Source organism: Arthrobacter sp. yr096, from assembly GCF_900108925.1.
Classification (GTDB): Bacteria; Actinomycetota; Actinomycetes; order Actinomycetales; family Micrococcaceae; genus Arthrobacter.
The window spans coordinates 320736-335717 of sequence record NZ_FNYI01000003.1; the positions used below are offsets into that span (position 1 = coordinate 320736).

General features: G+C 63.1%; 12 protein-coding genes. 4 read left to right on the forward strand and 8 right to left on the reverse strand.

All coding sequences use genetic code 11. The features are described from left to right. Window positions 1–76: 76 nt before the first annotated feature. From BMY91_RS09385 to BMY91_RS09410, 6 genes are all read right to left on the reverse strand, one after another. Entirely contained in the window at window positions 77–1447 is a 1371-nt protein-coding gene (locus tag BMY91_RS09385; RefSeq protein ID WP_090821204.1) for a DUF3100 domain-containing protein, read from the reverse strand. Further along, the gene (locus BMY91_RS09390) at window positions 1444–2670 is read right to left on the reverse strand and encodes an amidohydrolase (protein WP_090821206.1); all 1227 of its coding nucleotides are present in this window, start codon (window positions 2668–2670) and stop codon (window positions 1444–1446) included. The genes BMY91_RS09385 and BMY91_RS09390 overlap by 4 nt, the downstream gene beginning before the upstream one ends. 28 nt (window positions 2671–2698) lie before the next feature. Then, a complete protein-coding gene (locus tag BMY91_RS09395) occupies window positions 2699–4246 on the reverse strand; it encodes an aldehyde dehydrogenase family protein (RefSeq protein ID WP_090821208.1) in 1548 nt (515 codons plus the stop codon). A gap of 31 nt (window positions 4247–4277) precedes the next feature. Then, on the reverse strand, window positions 4278–5183 hold the full coding sequence (locus BMY91_RS09400) for an NAD(P)-dependent oxidoreductase (RefSeq protein WP_090821209.1): 906 nt from the start codon (window positions 5181–5183) through the stop codon (window positions 4278–4280). 58 nt (window positions 5184–5241) lie between these two features. Beyond that, a complete protein-coding gene (locus BMY91_RS09405) occupies window positions 5242–6132 on the reverse strand; it encodes a MurR/RpiR family transcriptional regulator (protein ID WP_090821211.1) in 891 nt (296 codons plus the stop codon). A 220-nt stretch (window positions 6133–6352) separates the two neighbouring features. Then, the gene (locus BMY91_RS09410; protein WP_256212673.1) at window positions 6353–8317 is read right to left on the reverse strand and encodes an FAD-binding monooxygenase; all 1965 of its coding nucleotides are present in this window, start codon (window positions 8315–8317) and stop codon (window positions 6353–6355) included. Between the two features lie 161 nt (window positions 8318–8478). Here BMY91_RS09410 and BMY91_RS09415 point away from each other — a divergent pair, with 161 nt between their 5' ends. Together BMY91_RS09415 and BMY91_RS09420 are read left to right on the forward strand one after the other, a co-directional pair. After that, on the forward strand, window positions 8479–9429 hold the full coding sequence (locus BMY91_RS09415; RefSeq protein WP_090821213.1) for a 5'-3' exonuclease: 951 nt from the start codon (window positions 8479–8481) through the stop codon (window positions 9427–9429). A 159-nt stretch (window positions 9430–9588) separates the two neighbouring features. Further along, window positions 9589–10149, forward strand: a complete 561-nt coding sequence (locus tag BMY91_RS09420; RefSeq protein WP_090821214.1) for a Clp protease N-terminal domain-containing protein — start codon at window positions 9589–9591, stop codon at window positions 10147–10149. A gap of 102 nt (window positions 10150–10251) precedes the next feature. Here BMY91_RS09420 and BMY91_RS09425 read toward each other — a convergent pair whose 3' ends face one another. Then, complete coding sequence (locus tag BMY91_RS09425) at window positions 10252–11340, reverse strand: fatty acid desaturase family protein (RefSeq protein WP_090821216.1); 1089 nt, start codon at window positions 11338–11340, stop codon at window positions 10252–10254. A 188-nt stretch (window positions 11341–11528) separates the two neighbouring features. Between BMY91_RS09425 and BMY91_RS09430 the strand changes: the two genes are divergently transcribed. Further along, window positions 11529–11948 (forward strand): YciI family protein, encoded by a 420-nt coding sequence (locus BMY91_RS09430; RefSeq protein WP_090821217.1) that lies wholly within the window; start codon window positions 11529–11531, stop codon window positions 11946–11948. 33 nt (window positions 11949–11981) lie between these two features. After that, a complete protein-coding gene (locus BMY91_RS09435; protein WP_090821219.1) occupies window positions 11982–13235 on the forward strand; it encodes an RNA polymerase sigma factor in 1254 nt (417 codons plus the stop codon). A gap of 45 nt (window positions 13236–13280) precedes the next feature. Here the strand turns inward: BMY91_RS09435 and BMY91_RS09440 are convergent, their stop codons facing one another. Beyond that, window positions 13281–14960: an acyltransferase gene (locus tag BMY91_RS09440; RefSeq protein ID WP_090821221.1), complete on the reverse strand. Its 1680-nt coding sequence runs from the start codon at window positions 14958–14960 to the stop codon at window positions 13281–13283. Window positions 14961–14982 lie beyond the last annotated feature (22 nt).

Below are 14982 nucleotides of genomic sequence, written 5' to 3' on the forward strand. Positions count from 1 at the left end.
GCGGCTTCCGGGAGGGATGGCCCCTGCCGTGCGGCTGCCATGAAGCCGGCGGGGGCCAACCCGGTGGGGGATCCAGCTAGTGCCAGAGGCCCAAAGCAAACTCCGCTATGACGGTTGAAAGCAGGAAGGACGCGGTGATGGCTACAAGACCCACAGGAATGATCTTCCAGCCGATATTCCGCAGCAACGGAATGTCCTTGCCCAGCGAGAGCCCGGCCAGGGTCAGCATCACGGTGGCAATTGACAGGAAGTCCACCGTCTTGACGGCCTCGTTCAGGACCCCGGATCCGAAGAACCACGGGCTCGAAACGTACGCACCGATGGTGGTGATGAAAACAATGGCGGAGATCTTCCGGGTGATCCTGGCGAGGAACAGACTCACCAGGACCAGCGCCAACATAATGCCGTACCCGGCAAGAATGGACAGGCTCAAGCCCTTTGCAGCCACCGCCGCCGTGCCAACACCCAACACCGTCAGAACGGACAAGGAAAGCCAGAGCGGCAGCTTCATGGCCGCAGAGGACTTTGCCACTTCTTCACGGAAACGGCGGTTCTCTTCGGCCTGAACCTCATCCTGCTCCAGTTCAACGGCTGTGCGGGCCTGGGGAGCCGTACCGGCAGCGACCTTCTGCGACTCCTTGTTGCGGGTAAGTACCTTGTAGAACTTGTCAGCCACAGGCAGTGCGATGTAAATGCCCACGTAGACGCCCAGGATGGTGGTGATCAGGTTGGAGACGGCAGCCATGCCCAGAATGGCTTCCTGATCTCCCGGGTAGGCAGCAATGATGCTCGCCGCTGAGGCAGCCATCATGGAGCCCGAGCCAACGCCGGCTCCCATCGCGAGGGCCAGTGGATCGAAGATCTTCCAGTTGGCAACCAAAGAAGTCAGCAGCGTAATGAAGATCGCGCCGAAAAGGGTGCCAAAAACGTACATGGCCAGAACGCCCCGGTACTGGTCGGAATCCGGACCGTACTTCTCGGAGACCATGGCGAACGACGGCTCGCGGTCAAGGGAGAACGTTGCGCCCACCGTCGCCTTGCCCATGCGCAGGAGCACAGCGAGCGGAAGCGCCAGCACAATGGTTCCCAGGAGGTGGCCCACTTCCTGCAGGAGAAGAGCCGGGCCGGCTTTGATGAGGCTCGGCAGGCTCGGCCCAATGTTGAAGGCGAGCCTGGCCACCAGGAGCAGAACGGCGACGCCAACAAGGGCAGCCGCCACCCGCTGCAGATCCAGGCCAAGCGGCTTGAATTTCTGGATTGAGACCAACAAGCCCAGAATTAGCCCCCACACCATGGGGAAGATGATGATCGCACCAATGCCAAGATCAATCTTGGCCTGGCCGATGAACTGGACCGCAAGGGCAATGACAAACGCCAGCGCGGCAATGGGAAGTGTCAGCCGTGTGCCGGCCTTATCCGTCCGCGCGGTTTCGGTGCTGGTGCTCATGATGATGCTTCCTGAATCAGGGCTTCGCGGCGGTAAGCCGCCTTGACGAAGCGTTCTCTCTGTTGGGGATTTATTGCAGCACCCGCCACTGTCCAGGCCAGCGCAGTGGCTGCCTCGAACATCACGGCGTATGCCTCAGGGGTGTTCGCAAGGGCCGCAAAGCCATGCGAGTGGATGGGTACGTTTGCACCCGGGATGCTGAGCCACGGATGCAGCGACGGGATCACCTGGGAGATGTTCCCCATATCCGTGGAACCGCCACCCATGCCCGCTGCCGGAGACGTGTCTTTACCGAACGCGTCCATGGCTTCAGTCCAGTGGGCGGCAAGTTCTCCGTCCTGGACCAACGGCTCATAGAGCGGCTCCGCAGCGGTGATGTCCAGTGTGGTTCCGGTGGCCAGGGCAGCTCCTTCAAAACACCGCTTCACCCGCTCAACCAAGGCCTCGTATTCCGGGAGCGTGAACGCGCGGCACTCAAACGGAACCACCGCGTGATCCGGAATGATGTTGGTGACGTGGCCGGCCTCCGCCACGTAGCAGGCCACCCGGTGATCTCCGGGAATTTGCTGACGGAGCAAACCAATGGCCACTTGGCTGAGCACGGCAGCGTCCCCGGCATTGACACCCATATGCGGGGCAGCGGCAGCATGGGCGGCCTTACCGGTAAACACCGCCTCATAGCGGCCCACAGCCTGCGCCGTGGTCCCCGCCGGGTTGTAGGTCACGCCGTCCTGGACGGGATGGACCATCAAAGCCAGCCCGACGCCGTCAAAGGCGCCCCGCTCAAGCATCAGCACCTTGCCTCCGCCATGCTCCTCCGCCGGGGTGCCGATCGCCTTCAACGTAATACCGAGCTCGTCCACATGGGGAAGGAGCGCCAAGGCCGCCGCCACGGAAGCGCCCGCGATGAGGTTGTGTCCGCAGGCATGGCCCACCGAGGGCAGGGCATCGTATTCCACGCACAAGGCAACAACCAGATCACCTGTTCCGGCGCTCGCCGTAAACGCAGTGGGCAAATCTGCTGTTCCCTGCGTGACATGGAATCCACCTTCTGACAACAGCGAGGTAATGGCCTCAGCCGCACGTACTTCCTCGAAGGAGATTTCCGGGTTTGCATGCAGATCCTCCGACAACGCCTGCACGCGAGGTTTCCACGTGGCGACTCCACCGGCCAGCGCTTGGCGAAGACCTTCATCCGAGGAGGTTGATGTGACGATTTCCATGGGTTCCTCCTGTTAGTAGGACAGTGACTTAGTAGGACAGTGACGGGAAGGGGGAGCCGGCCGCTCGCGTGGGCACCCAGACAGCCTTCGTCTGTGTGTACTCGTCAAGCACTCCCGGCCCGGACGAACGGCCATGCCCGGAATCGCCGAAACCGCCGAAAGGAACAGCAACGTGGATGGTCTTGTAGGAGTTGATCCAGAACGTCCCGGCCTTAACCTCACGGGCGATGTGGTGCGCGCGGGAAATATCTGACGTCCACACTGCGCCGGCCAAGCCGAAGGTGGTGTTGTTGGCCCGTGCGATGGCCTCAGCTTCGGTGTCAAAGGCGTCGGCACCCACCACAGGACCAAAGACTTCGGTGGTCTCCAAGCGGTTTGCGGGGGTCACGCCATCCAAGAGCGTCGGCATGACCCAGTGGCCGCCGGCCAAAGGGGAGCCGGCCAACGACTCGGGCAACATCGCCCCCGTGAGACGGCGGCCGCCGTCGTGCATTCCTGCTTCAATCAGCGAGGTGACCGTAGCGAATTGAGGGGCCGTAATGATCGGGCCCACCTCTGTTGCCGCGTCCAACGGATCTCCGACCCGGAGGCGGGCAGCACGTTCGGCCACCATTTCCACGAACCGGGCATGTACGCTGCGCTCCACGAGGAGGCGCGAACCGGCCACGCAGGACTGGCCCGCACCGGAGAAGATCGCCGATACGGCGCCGTCGGCCGCGCGTTCCAGGTCGGCATCGGCGAAGACAATGTTGGCGCTCTTGCCGCCAAGTTCCAACAGCGCCGGGATGCCCGATTCAGCAGCAGCCACGGCCACCCGGCGACCAGTAGGGACGGACCCGATGAAGCTGATCTTCCCAACCCGTCGATCCGCGGTGAGCTTGGCCCCAACGGTCTGTCCCAAGCCGGTGGCCACGTTGAAGACGCCGTCCGGGAGGCCGGCCTGGTGTGCCAGCTGGGCCAGCCGGACCGTAGTGGCGGGAGTGAATTCGCTGGGCTTGATGATGACGGCGTTGCCGGCTGCCAGCGGTGCGGCGGAGTTCCAGCCCGCAGTGAAGAGCGGGGCGTTCCACGGCGTTATGGCCACCACGACGCCCCACGGCAGGCGCTCGGTGTAGGTGTGCCACGGTCCTGGCACGGGGATGGTCTGACCGGTCAGCTTGTCTGCCCATCCGGCGTAATACCCGAACATTTCGGCCACTTTGGATGCTTCAACGCGGGCGTCACGAATGGGCTTTCCGGTGGTGGCGGATTCAAGGATCGCCAGTTCTTCGCTGTGGGCTTCCACCACCGTGCTGACGTTGCGGAGGATGGCAGCGCGTTCGAATCCGTTCAAGGCGCCCCATGTTGCAGCGCCACGGACGGAACTCTCCAGGATGGCATTGGCACCGTCGGCGCCCGGATCGGCATACGTAGCGAAGGCTTCGCCGGTGGGTGCCGAGGTAAGGGTGATGGAGTGGCCCGATCCCGGGACAACCGCGCCGTCCAGGTAAGCGCCCAGTCCTGCCGGGAAGGCAGCGTCCAGGACGTCGCGGGCCGTGGCCGTGGAAGTAGCTGCGGGGGCAATGGTGATGCTCAAAGTAGTGTCCTTCAAGTGCTGGGGCGGCTGGCTACGCTGCGTGGGTGGTGTTGGGGGCGCCGGCGGGAGTTACTGCGGGCGCTACGGTTCGGGCGATCTCGGTGAAATCGGCCGCCGGGCCAAGGGCTGCCAGAGCTTCCTGCCACTGGCCGGCCGCCGCCGCAAGAAGCTCTGGTCGCTCGCCGATCTGCCGGGCCACCTCAATGGCCAGTGCGGCGTCCCGAGCCATCAGACCGAGGGAAAAGCCGGAATCGTGCGTGCCGGACAACACCCAGTTGGGGTACATGGCCGCCGAGACTTTACTTCCACCGGATGCGTCGCTGATGCTCCTGGCTGCCACCGCCGGGTCAATGCCGTAGGCCTTCGCTACGCCGAGGGCTTCGCCAACAGAAACAAGGTTTGCTGCGGCAAGGACGTTGTTCAGCAGCTTGACCACGTTGCCGCTTCCAGGTCCGCCAATGTGGGCGTACTTGCCACCGGTGAGTGCTTCAAGGATGGGCTGCGCGGCCTTCAGGGCAGGATCCGTTGCACCCACAAAGGCGCTCAGGCTGCCGGTTGCGGCTCCATCACGCCCGCCGGAAACGGGGGCATCCACAAACGCAGCTCCGCTGGATTCCGCCAGAGTGTCCATCGCTGTACTGGTGCCCGGTTCGGACGTGGTGGTGTCAATGATTGCGATGGTCCCGGGTGCCGAGAGCAGCACCGGAACCGTGGCCTCGACAATGGTGGCTGACGGCAGCGACAGCACTGCGTAGGGCGTGCCGGCAAGATCCTGGAGTTCGGCCGTGGTGGACACTCCAATCCCCGCAGCTGCAGTACGCGCGGCCTCCGAGGGATCAAAGCCAATGACATTCCAGCCCGCGTTGTGCAGGGTGGAGGCCATCGCGCCTCCCATGGATCCAAGGCCGATGACGGCGACGCGGCGATTGTTGCTCATTAAGTACTCCTCAGTGGGGGTCTGGATGGGAAAGAAGCTTCGGCGGCAGCACCATGTGTCAGTCCAGGTAGATATCCAGGTCTTTCCACAGCTGCTGGGTGCGCCGGATGGCAGTGCGGCTACGTTCGGGGTGGGCCGCTTCCATACCCGCCAGAAGTCCATAGATCATGGAGTTCGCTGCCGTCACGGATTGGAAGAAGGAGATCCCTTCCGAAGCCACAATCAACAAATGATCCGCGGCCGCGGCGAGGCGTCCCCGCCGCATATCGCTGATGGCGATCACGGTGGCACCTGCCTGTTTGGCCGCTTCGGCTGTGATGATGATCTGCTGGACGGAACGCCACATGTTGACCACTACCAGCACGTCCCCGGGTCCCAGGCTGTTGGCTGCCGAGGCGAGGTGGACGCCGCCCCTGTTTTCCAGGGAGATGGGGTATCCCATGGTGGAACCGAGGTGTGCCATGACGCTGGCCGGGCCGGCGAAGGATCCGATGCCGATTGCCGTGATGGATTTCGCCGACGCCAGGGCGGCGATGGCCGCTTCGACGTCTTCGGCAGTGTTCGAGTCGAGGGTCAGCCTCAAATTCTCAATGTCATGGTTCAGCGCGTCATGGAGGGGGCTGCGGTGTTCGCCGTGTTCAAGCAGTGTGTCTTCGGTGGAGATCATCACCAGATACCGGGAGCGCAGCTCGCGCTGGAGGTCCGGCCAGCCACGGTATCCCAGGCGCTGGGCCGTGCGGACCACCGTGGAGTTGTTGACGTCCGAGCGTTGGGCGATCTCCGCAATGTCCGCGTACGACGAAAGCTGTGGGTTTCGGGCGATGACCTCCACTACCCGGGCCTGCGACTTGGACAGAGCCACCTCCGGCAGTGCGTCCCCCAGCCACGCGTGATCCACGGACTCCCGTGCCACAGGGGCGGCTCCGGCCTCATCTTGCCTGGTTGTCACGGTCTCTACTCCTTGTAACGCACATCACTCTGCAAACTTCATTGCATTTAACATACTCTGCAATTTGGTTTGCGACTAGTGGTTTGCGTTACAGGCATGTAAACCTTCCATCGGCCCGTACGGCACTCCGCTTTCCCCAAAGTGGATAAACGCCAAGTGCCGGGGACCTTGAAGGTCCCCGGCACTTCTGCCATTACTTGGTCCTGGTTGCCCAGGCTCCTTAGGCTTGGTTGCTCACCAGCCCCGCGGCTGCGTTCTTGTCTGCTGGCGTGGACTCTGCCGTTCCGTCCGAGTGCACAGCCGCTCCCGAGTGCACAGCCCCGAAGAAGGCGCCGAGCTCGGCTGTGGCCGTCAACGGCAGGACGTTCGCCACGTATTGGTCGGGGCGAACCACCACCACCACGCCATCGCGGCTGAGTCCTCGCAGTTCAAAGATGTCCGACGCCGGATCAGTGCCGAACACCTTCTCAAGATATGTGAGCTCGAAGGGCCCAACGGTCGGCTTGAATGCCCCCGGGACGGCGTTGATGTCGATCGCCGTATGGTCCTGCTGGTAGATCACCTTCACATCGAACCAGGCGTCCCTGTCAGAGTTCGACGGCGTTGCGGCCAGCGGCGAATCCGGCGAGTTCGCGATCCACTCGGCAAAGTCTGCTACCGGGCCCGGGTCGCCCGCCGGTGCGGCGTCGGCGAACACGTAGATCCGCCAGCGGCCGTCGGCCTTGGCGTGATGGCCCAGGTGCATCGGATTGGTGTCGCAGACCCTCAGCACGGGCGCGGACTTGAAGCGCTTCCCCAGGGGGAAGCCCGTGGCAAGCTCCTGGTGCCGGGGTTCGGCAACCAGCAGGGACGGCGCGTACTGCGTCATGAAGCCTGCGGGAAATTCGGCGGTGCTGGTGTAGAACGTTTCCAGCTCTGCAGGGTCTTCGAACTCTTCGGGCTTCTTGGCCATCAGGGTTGACCACTGTTTGTCGAAGTCGATCAGGTTCTTCGCCACCACCTGGCGCTCTGCCGAGTAGGTGTCCAGCAGGCTTTCCGGGCTTCGGCCCTCCAGGACGTGCCCCAGCTTCCAGCCGATGTTGAAACCGTCCTGCATGGAGACGTTCATCCCCTGGCCAGCCTTGGCGCTGTGGGTGTGGCAGGCATCCCCGGTGATGAAGACCCGTGGGGTTCGTGTGCCGCGCTCCTCCGGCAGGACGTCGTCGAACCTGTCTGTGAGGCGGTGGCCTACCTCATAAACGCTGTGCCACGCGACATTGCGGACATCCAGGGTATAGGGGTGGAGAATGTCGTTGGCCTTCTGGATGATCTGCTCAATGGTGGTCTTCCTGACGGCCCCGCGATCATCCGCGGCAACTTCGCCCAGGTCCACGTACATGCGGAAGAGGTGGCCGCCTTCGCGGGGGATCAACAGGATGCTTCCGCCGGCGCCGGATTGGATGGCGCACTTGGTGCGGATATCGGGGAAGTCGGTCACGGCGAGGACGTCCATGACGCCCCAGGCGTGATTGGCCTGATCGCCGGCCAGGTGGCAGCCAATCGACTCACGGACCTTGCTGCGCGCGCCGTCGGCGCCAACCACGTACTTGGCCCGGATGATGCGCTCTTGGCCCTCGTTGGGGCCGGAGGTGTAACCCAACGTGACGGACACCGGGTAGTCGCCCTCACCCGTGACCTCAAGGCCGTGGAATTCATAGCCGTAGTCCGGCGTCATCCGTGCGGGGGAGTTGGCCATGAACTCGGCAAAGTAGTCCAGGACGCGTGCCTGATTCACGATCAGGTGCGGGAATTCGCTGATGCCGGCGGGGTCGTCCACTGCGCGGGCAGCACGCACGATGCGCGAGTGGTCGGCTGGATCCGGCTTCCAGAATGCCATCTCAGTAATGCGGTACGCCTCGGCGATGATGCGTTCGGCAAAGCCAAAGGCCTGGAAGGTTTCCACGCTCCGGGCCTGGATGCCATCGGCCTGGCCAATGGCCAGCCTGCCGGCGCGGCGCTCCACGATGCGCGTTGTGACATCGGGGAACTGTGAGAGCTGCGCTGCGGTCAGCATGCCAGCGGGGCCACTGCCCACGATCAGGACATCAACTTCATCGGGAAGCCCGGCTGGTCGATTGATTCCGACGCCGGACGCCGGCTCAACTCTGGGGTCACCGGATACGTAACCGTGGTGGTGGAACTGCACGGGCTTTCCTCACTTCTTTGTGGGCATCTGTAGATTGTTCGATAATAGAACTGCTTGTTCTATTATCGCTCACACAATCGTAATGCGGCTCACAGTACTGTTCAAGCATGTGGGCTTCCCTTGGTGGATTCGGCGTCGGTTCTCCCTGAATGGGCTGCAGCATGTCAGGATCAGGTATGCCGCGATTGATGCTTTTGGACACTGCCTCGTTGTACTTCCGTGCCTTCTACGGCGTACCGGATTCGATCCGACGCGATGACGGAACGCCCGTCAATGCTGTCCGCGGACTGATGGACATGATTGCCCGGCTCACTACTGACTATGAGGCGACCCATCTGGTGGCCTGCTGGGACAATGATTGGCGCCCACAGTGGCGTGTGGACCTGATCCCAAGCTACAAATCCCACAGGGTTGCCGAGATTATTACCGATGGCCCCGACGTCGAGGTGGTCCCGGACCCGCTGGAAGCGCAAATTCCCATGATCCGCCGCGTGCTGGGTCTCGCGGGTATAGCAGTGGTGGGTGTGGACGAACATGAGGCTGACGATGTCATCGGAACCTATGCCAGCCAGGCAGAGTTCCCCACGGACGTAGTCACCGGCGACCGTGACCTTTTCCAGTTGGTTGATGACAACCGCGGGGTCCGGGTCATTTACACCGCCCGCGGGATGAAGAACCTGGAGATACTTACGGACGTTGTGGTGGTGGGCAAATACCGTGTACTGCCCCAGCAATACGCCGATTTCGCCACCCTTCGCGGCGACGCTTCCGACGGACTGCCGGGTGTTGCCGGGATCGGCGAAAAGACAGCCGCCTCCTTGCTTGGCGCCCATGGCTCGCTGGAGGGGCTGCTGGCAGCAGCGGAAGCCCCCGACGGCGGCCTGTCCGCCGGCATCCGGGCCAAACTGTCGGCCGCGGCGGACTACCTGAAGGTGGCACCCGCCGTCGTCAATGTGGTGCGCGACCTGAAGGTGCCCACCCTGGAAGAGGCCGGTGCTGAACTGCGGCCTGTCACTGGCGAGGCACGGGCGGAGCTGGAGCAGTTGGCCGATGAGTGGAACCTCGGCGGATCGGTCAAGCGGCTGCTGGACGCCTTGGACAAGCTTGGCTGAAAGCACAGTGCGCACAGCCTGTCACCTGGATTCACAGAAGAATGACAGGTTGGGAACAGCCTGAACTGGGGTTCCCCTCCCATGGTGTTAAGAGGACGGCACTACTCACCGTCCCTCAGACACCAGCCGTACTACCTACGGCTCATTGAGGAGAGGTACATGTCGAAAACCAAAAGAATTACGCTGGGCGTCACTGCCGGGGCGCTGGCATTGGGCGCAGGGATGGGCGTGACGAGCATCGCGACAGCAGCCACAACCCCGACGCCGAGTGCCACGTCATCCGCAGACGCGTCCACCGCACCGACCGACCGCGGGGGTAAACCCGGCGGCCATGGACATGGTCGCGATGGCGGCCAGATTGCCGCTGAGCTGGCCACCAAACTTGGCGTTGACGAGGCCAAGGTAACCGAAGCACTCAAGGCCTTCCGTGACGCCAACAAGCCCACCACGCCACCGGCCGAGGGTACGGAAGGAACCAAGCCCGACCGTACGGCACAGGACGCCGCCCTGGCGAAGTCGCTGGCTGCCGCGTTGGGCGTTGATGAAGCCAAGGTCACCACCGCCCTGGAGGAGATTCGCGCCGCGGGCCAAGCGGAACGTGCGGCTGCGTTGAAGACCAGGCTGGATAAGGCGGTCACCGACGGCAAACTCACCCAGGCCGAGGCTGACGCGGTCACCAAGGCTGTTGAAGCAGGGGTCATCGGAGGAGGCGGTCGCTGAGCTGATCCGTTGAGGCCGAGAGCCGTCTGACAAAAAATCCCCCGGGTATGAGTCCCGGGGGATTTTTCGTGGTGCCGCGGGTTTGCGGGCGTCTTCCACGCGTCAGCGAGGCCTGAATTGGTCCACGACGGGGCATTCAAAAGGCTCGCCGGCGAACAGGCCCACGTCGTCCAAGTACTTGACCACGATTGCGTAGGAGGACATCAAGCTGGTTTGGGTATAGGGAATTCCCAGCTCTTCGCAGCAGGCCTTGACGATTCCGGAAGCGCGGTGGAGATAGGGCCGCGGCATGTCCGGGAAGAGGTGGTGTTCTATCTGGCGGTTCAGTCCTCCCATCAAGGCGTCCATGAAGCGGCCACCGGTGATGTTCCTGGCAGTGAGGACCTGACGGTTCAGAAAGTCAGTTCTGGTGGATGTCGGCAGGATGGGCATGCCTTTATGGTTCGGCGCAAAGGACGCGCCCATGTAGAAGCCGAAGACACCCAGCTGTACCCCCAGGAATGCGAAAGCCATCCCCAGCGGCAGCAGCGAGAACACCAGGACCGGCACAATAAGCAACCGCAGCATGATGACGGGGATCTCCACCCACCGGTGTTCCACTTTCCGTTGGTGCAGCAGGTACTTCAAGGAATCAAGGTGAAGGCTCACCCCGAGGAAAAACAGCAGGGGGAACAACAACCAGCCTTGCTTGTGCGTCACATGCACCATGACACCCCGTCTACCACTGGCGGCTTCGGGGTGGAACGCGATGGCGCCGGTGTGAATGTCCGGGTCCTTGTCAATGACGTTGGGGAAATTGTGATGCCGAGTGTGCTTCTGTGCCCACATGGAGTAACTGATCCCCACCAAGCCTGTGCCGATGAGCCGCGCGGACCACTCATTCATTCCCTTGGATTTGAACACCTGCCGGTGCGCGGCCTCGTGGGCAAGGAAAGCGAATTGTGTCAGAACCACGCCCATGACGGCCGCGATCAGGAGCTGGAACCAGGTGTCGCGGAGCAGGAGGAACCCGCTCCACGTTCCGGCCCAGGCGATCATCAGGATGACGAAGATGGAGATATAGAATCCACGGCGACGCTTGAGCAGGCCGGCGTCGCGCACGGACTTCAGGAGCGTGGAGTAAGAGTTGACCGCCCGGGCGGTGGCACCTCGCTCCGGACCAAATTTCTGGGACGAACGTTCTGGTGCCATGATGCCTCGAGCCACTGACCGGCGGACTTAACACATCGTTTTCCACCGTCTCTTCAGACTACGCCCCCGCCGCGCACAAAGCCCCACCGGAAATTGATCCGGGCAGGTTGTCGATTTTTCCTCGACCCGTTCGACCTATGGATGAGAAAGTCGAAAGGGGCTTTCCACGACACAGGAGATTGAGTGAAATGGCCAAGTACATGTTGATCATGCGGGCAGATGATGATTCCTATGCGAAGTTCCAAAACATCGACTTCAACGACATCCTCGAAGCCATGGGGAAATTCAACGATGAACTGATTCGTGCGGGGGTGTTGCTGGCCGCCGAAGGCCTGGAGGATCCCAAGGAAACCGTGGTGGTTGACTTCACCGGCGAAACACCCGTCGTCACCGACGGCCCTTACGGGGAAACGAAGGAGCTTTTTGGAGGCTTTTACATCCTGGACGTTGCTTCCAAGCAGGAAGCTGTGGAGTGGGCGCGTCGGGCGCCCATGACTGCCGGAACCAAGACCGAAATCCGTCGCGTTACCAGCATCGACGAGTTCCCGCAGGACAACGAATGGATCCAGAAGGAACGCGCTTGGCGGGAGCAGACAGGGCAACTGTAGGAGGACCGGGCCACCACGTGAGTTGCAACTGACATGAGCAGCAGTGCGGCCAGGGCCGCCGTCGACGCCGTGTGGCGCAGTGAGTCTGCCCGGATCGTCGGCGCCCTGGCCCGCTATACAGGGGATTTCGCCTTGGCCGAGGACTTGGCGCAGGAAGCCGTCGCTGAGGCTCTGGTGGCGTGGTCTGTCAACGGGTTGCCGGCCGAGCCGGTGGGATGGCTGCTGACTGCAGGCCGGCGACGGGCGATCGACATGTTCCGGCGGCGTGCTGCCCAAGATGAGAAATACGCGCTGCTGGCCCGCGGGCTCACCTGGGAGGAACCAGGCGTGGATGTACTGTTCAACCCGGAAGCGATCGACGACGACGTCCTCACGTTGATGTTCATAGCTTGCCATCCGGTGTTATCCCGGGAGGCGCGGGTGGCACTCACGCTGCGGGTGGTGGGCGGCATGGGCACTGAGGAGATCGCCAGGGCGTTCCTGGTGCCTGTCCCCACCATTCAAGCCCGCATCACGCGTGCCAAAAAGACGCTCGCTGCGGCCCACATTCCTTTTGCCGCACCGGAAGTGCCTGACATCCCGGAGCGATTGGGGTCCGTACTTCAGGTGGTGTACCTCATCTTCTCGGAAGGCGCCTTCGCGTCCGGAGGCGACTCGTGGATGCGGACGGAGTTGGCCAGCGAAGCGCGCCGGCTTGCCAGGGTTCTGGCCCGGCTGGCACCGAAACCCGAAGTCTTTGGATTGCTCGCCCTGATGGAACTAACGGCAGCCCGCTTCCCCGCAAGACTCGACCCTGCAGGTAACCCTGTCCTCCTTGAAGACCAGGATCGACGCCGGTGGGACCAGTCCGCCGTTCGGCGGGGCAGGGCGGCGCTGAAGACGGCGGTTGGTGCGGGCCGTGGGCTTGGCGCCTATGGACTGCAGGCATCCATTGCTGAATGCCATGCCATGGCACGCTCCGCAGCGGAGACGGATTGGCAGCGAATAGTCATCCTCTACGAAGCGCTCGGCCAATTGACACCTTCGCCGGTTGTTGAACTCAACCGTGCAGTGGCGGTGGCCATGGCTTCGGGACCCTCCGCCGGGCTGGCCATGGTGGACTCCTTGGCGGACAGCGGAGTGCTCAACGGCTCGCACCTGCTTCCCACTGTGCGCGGCGAGTTGCTCACCAGGCTTGGCCGGGTCAGGGAGGCGAAGAGCGCGCTCCTTGAGGCACTCCGCCTGTGCTCCAATGCCGCCGAACGCGCTGCGCTGGAGCGGAAGATCTCTGAGTTGCCGGGTCAGTAGTCGCCAGGCCGGGGCAGTCTTTCGCGGCGCTCCCCGGGCCGCGAGCTAAAGGGTCGGCAGCTGGAACGCGGGTTCGGGCCGATGCACGCCGCGCGGGCGGTAACCCAAGGCCTCAGCGCAGCCAAGGAGGTCCGCGAGGTACCAGATGATGGCCAACCACATCTCCGTACCCTGCAGCGAGGGGACGTGCTGCGACCCACTCTCCGGTGCTGCGCTGAAGCCCATGCCTTCGCCGGCGCGCCATCGGCCAAGTGCCTGCGTGAGCTGCGTCAAGGCCCACGCGTTCATATCGTGCCTGCGGTGGACGGTTTGCTTGGACGCAAGCCACAGGGGGTGCACTACGTCCAATACGTTGCAAGCGTTCTGCCTGTCCGGACCGAAGTAGCGCGCATCGGCAGAGTGCTCCAACACCGTGTCTACCAACCGTTCAACGTGTGGCAGCGGCAAACCGAACTGCGCAAACGTGCCGCGAGTGAGCCGGTAGTACCCGTTGACTACCTTGAGGCGGGTGTCATCGTTCGGCGCTCCCCAGGTACCCGCTGCGGGATTCACCTGTGTCAGCAGCCATCCGAACAACGCCTCCAGGGAACCTGGGGAGCCGGCGTGCTCCCGTGCAAGGTTCCAGTACGCAGCCGTACCCCAGGCGTCAACCCAGGCGCCGGACTCCCACGGTTCCTTTCGCCAGGGGAGGGACTTTAGCGAGTCCACCACCTCTGCCGGGCCCATCGTGGCCACAGCGTGGATCGGATGCTGGAATCGGCTGCCCAGGAGATCGAGGGCATAGCCAACAGAGAGTACGTGATAGGTGGCCGCGCCAACCCCGAACCTGAGCCCGGCCAGTGCGCCGGGACCGTCCAACTCCGGCACCAATCCCGTTACTGGATCTTGAAGGGCTTCCAGCCGCAGCCTGTGCTGGTCGGAGGACAGCTGGGGAGGAACAGAGCCCAGGAGGAGGTCTGACACTTCAATAGCATCGCAGTGCGCCCTGACTGTCGGTATTACGCCGGGCCGATCTACGTAGCGGCCACCGTCGCCGGGCATCCAACTCCGTGCGAGGATCCCCGGAGCGTCGGCGCGGGCTGCATCGGCGAAGGTCGCCAGCGCAGCCCGCAACCCGCCGTCGGGCCCGGTCTTGTGGTCCGCCGCAGCGGCGGCGGACCCATCCCGCCTGTCCCGGATCCGGCGCGCAGGATTGCCGCCAACAACGGACCAGTCCGGAACATCCTTGGTGACCACAGCGCCGGCCGCCAGGACGGCGTGCGAGCCTACAGTGACGCCATCAAGGACAACTACGTTGGAACCTATCCAGACGTCGTCGCCAATTGTGATGCCTTTGCTGGTGAGTGGCTGCTTGAACACGGGTTCCGCCGGGTCCATCGAGTGGTTGAAGCCCAGGATGGAGGTGTGGGCTCCAATCCGTACCCCGTCGCCCATGGTGACGGTGCCACGGACCACGCTGAAGGCATTGACAGTGCAGTCGTCCCCGATGTCGATGGTGCCGGTGACGTAGGCATGCGCGGCAATAAAGGAATCCGCGCCTATCGAGAGCGTGTCTGGTGCGATGCAGGCCAAAGGGGAGAGGAAAGCCCGTTCGCCCACGCTGACCCCATCCCGCTCAGCCAAACGTTTTTGGTACTCGTGCTGGGCTTCACGGTCGGATTCGGGCGCGGCGCCCCAAAATGTCCACGGTGAGAAGTCATAGCTGAGGTCGTGCTGGGAATTCACGTCGATGTCTCCGCGTCGATTA

Bases quoted from the DNA above. Each gene is read 5' to 3' on its own strand.
- BMY91_RS09415 (WP_090821213.1), top strand. From the start codon at position 8,479: ATGTCAGGATCAGGTATGCCGCGATTGATGCTTTTGGACACTGCCTCG.
- BMY91_RS09385 (WP_090821204.1), bottom strand. From the start codon at position 1,447: ATGAGCACCAGCACCGAAACCGCGCGGACGGATAAGGCCGGCACACGG.
- BMY91_RS09435 (WP_090821219.1), top strand. From the start codon at position 11,982: ATGAGCAGCAGTGCGGCCAGGGCCGCCGTCGACGCCGTGTGGCGCAGT.
- BMY91_RS09430 (WP_090821217.1), top strand. From the start codon at position 11,529: ATGGCCAAGTACATGTTGATCATGCGGGCAGATGATGATTCCTATGCG.
- BMY91_RS09420 (WP_090821214.1), top strand. From the start codon at position 9,589: ATGTCGAAAACCAAAAGAATTACGCTGGGCGTCACTGCCGGGGCGCTG.
- BMY91_RS09390 (WP_090821206.1), bottom strand. From the start codon at position 2,670: ATGGAAATCGTCACATCAACCTCCTCGGATGAAGGTCTTCGCCAAGCG.
- BMY91_RS09425 (WP_090821216.1), bottom strand. From the start codon at position 11,340: ATGGCACCAGAACGTTCGTCCCAGAAATTTGGTCCGGAGCGAGGTGCC.
- BMY91_RS09400 (WP_090821209.1), bottom strand. From the start codon at position 5,183: ATGAGCAACAATCGCCGCGTCGCCGTCATCGGCCTTGGATCCATGGGA.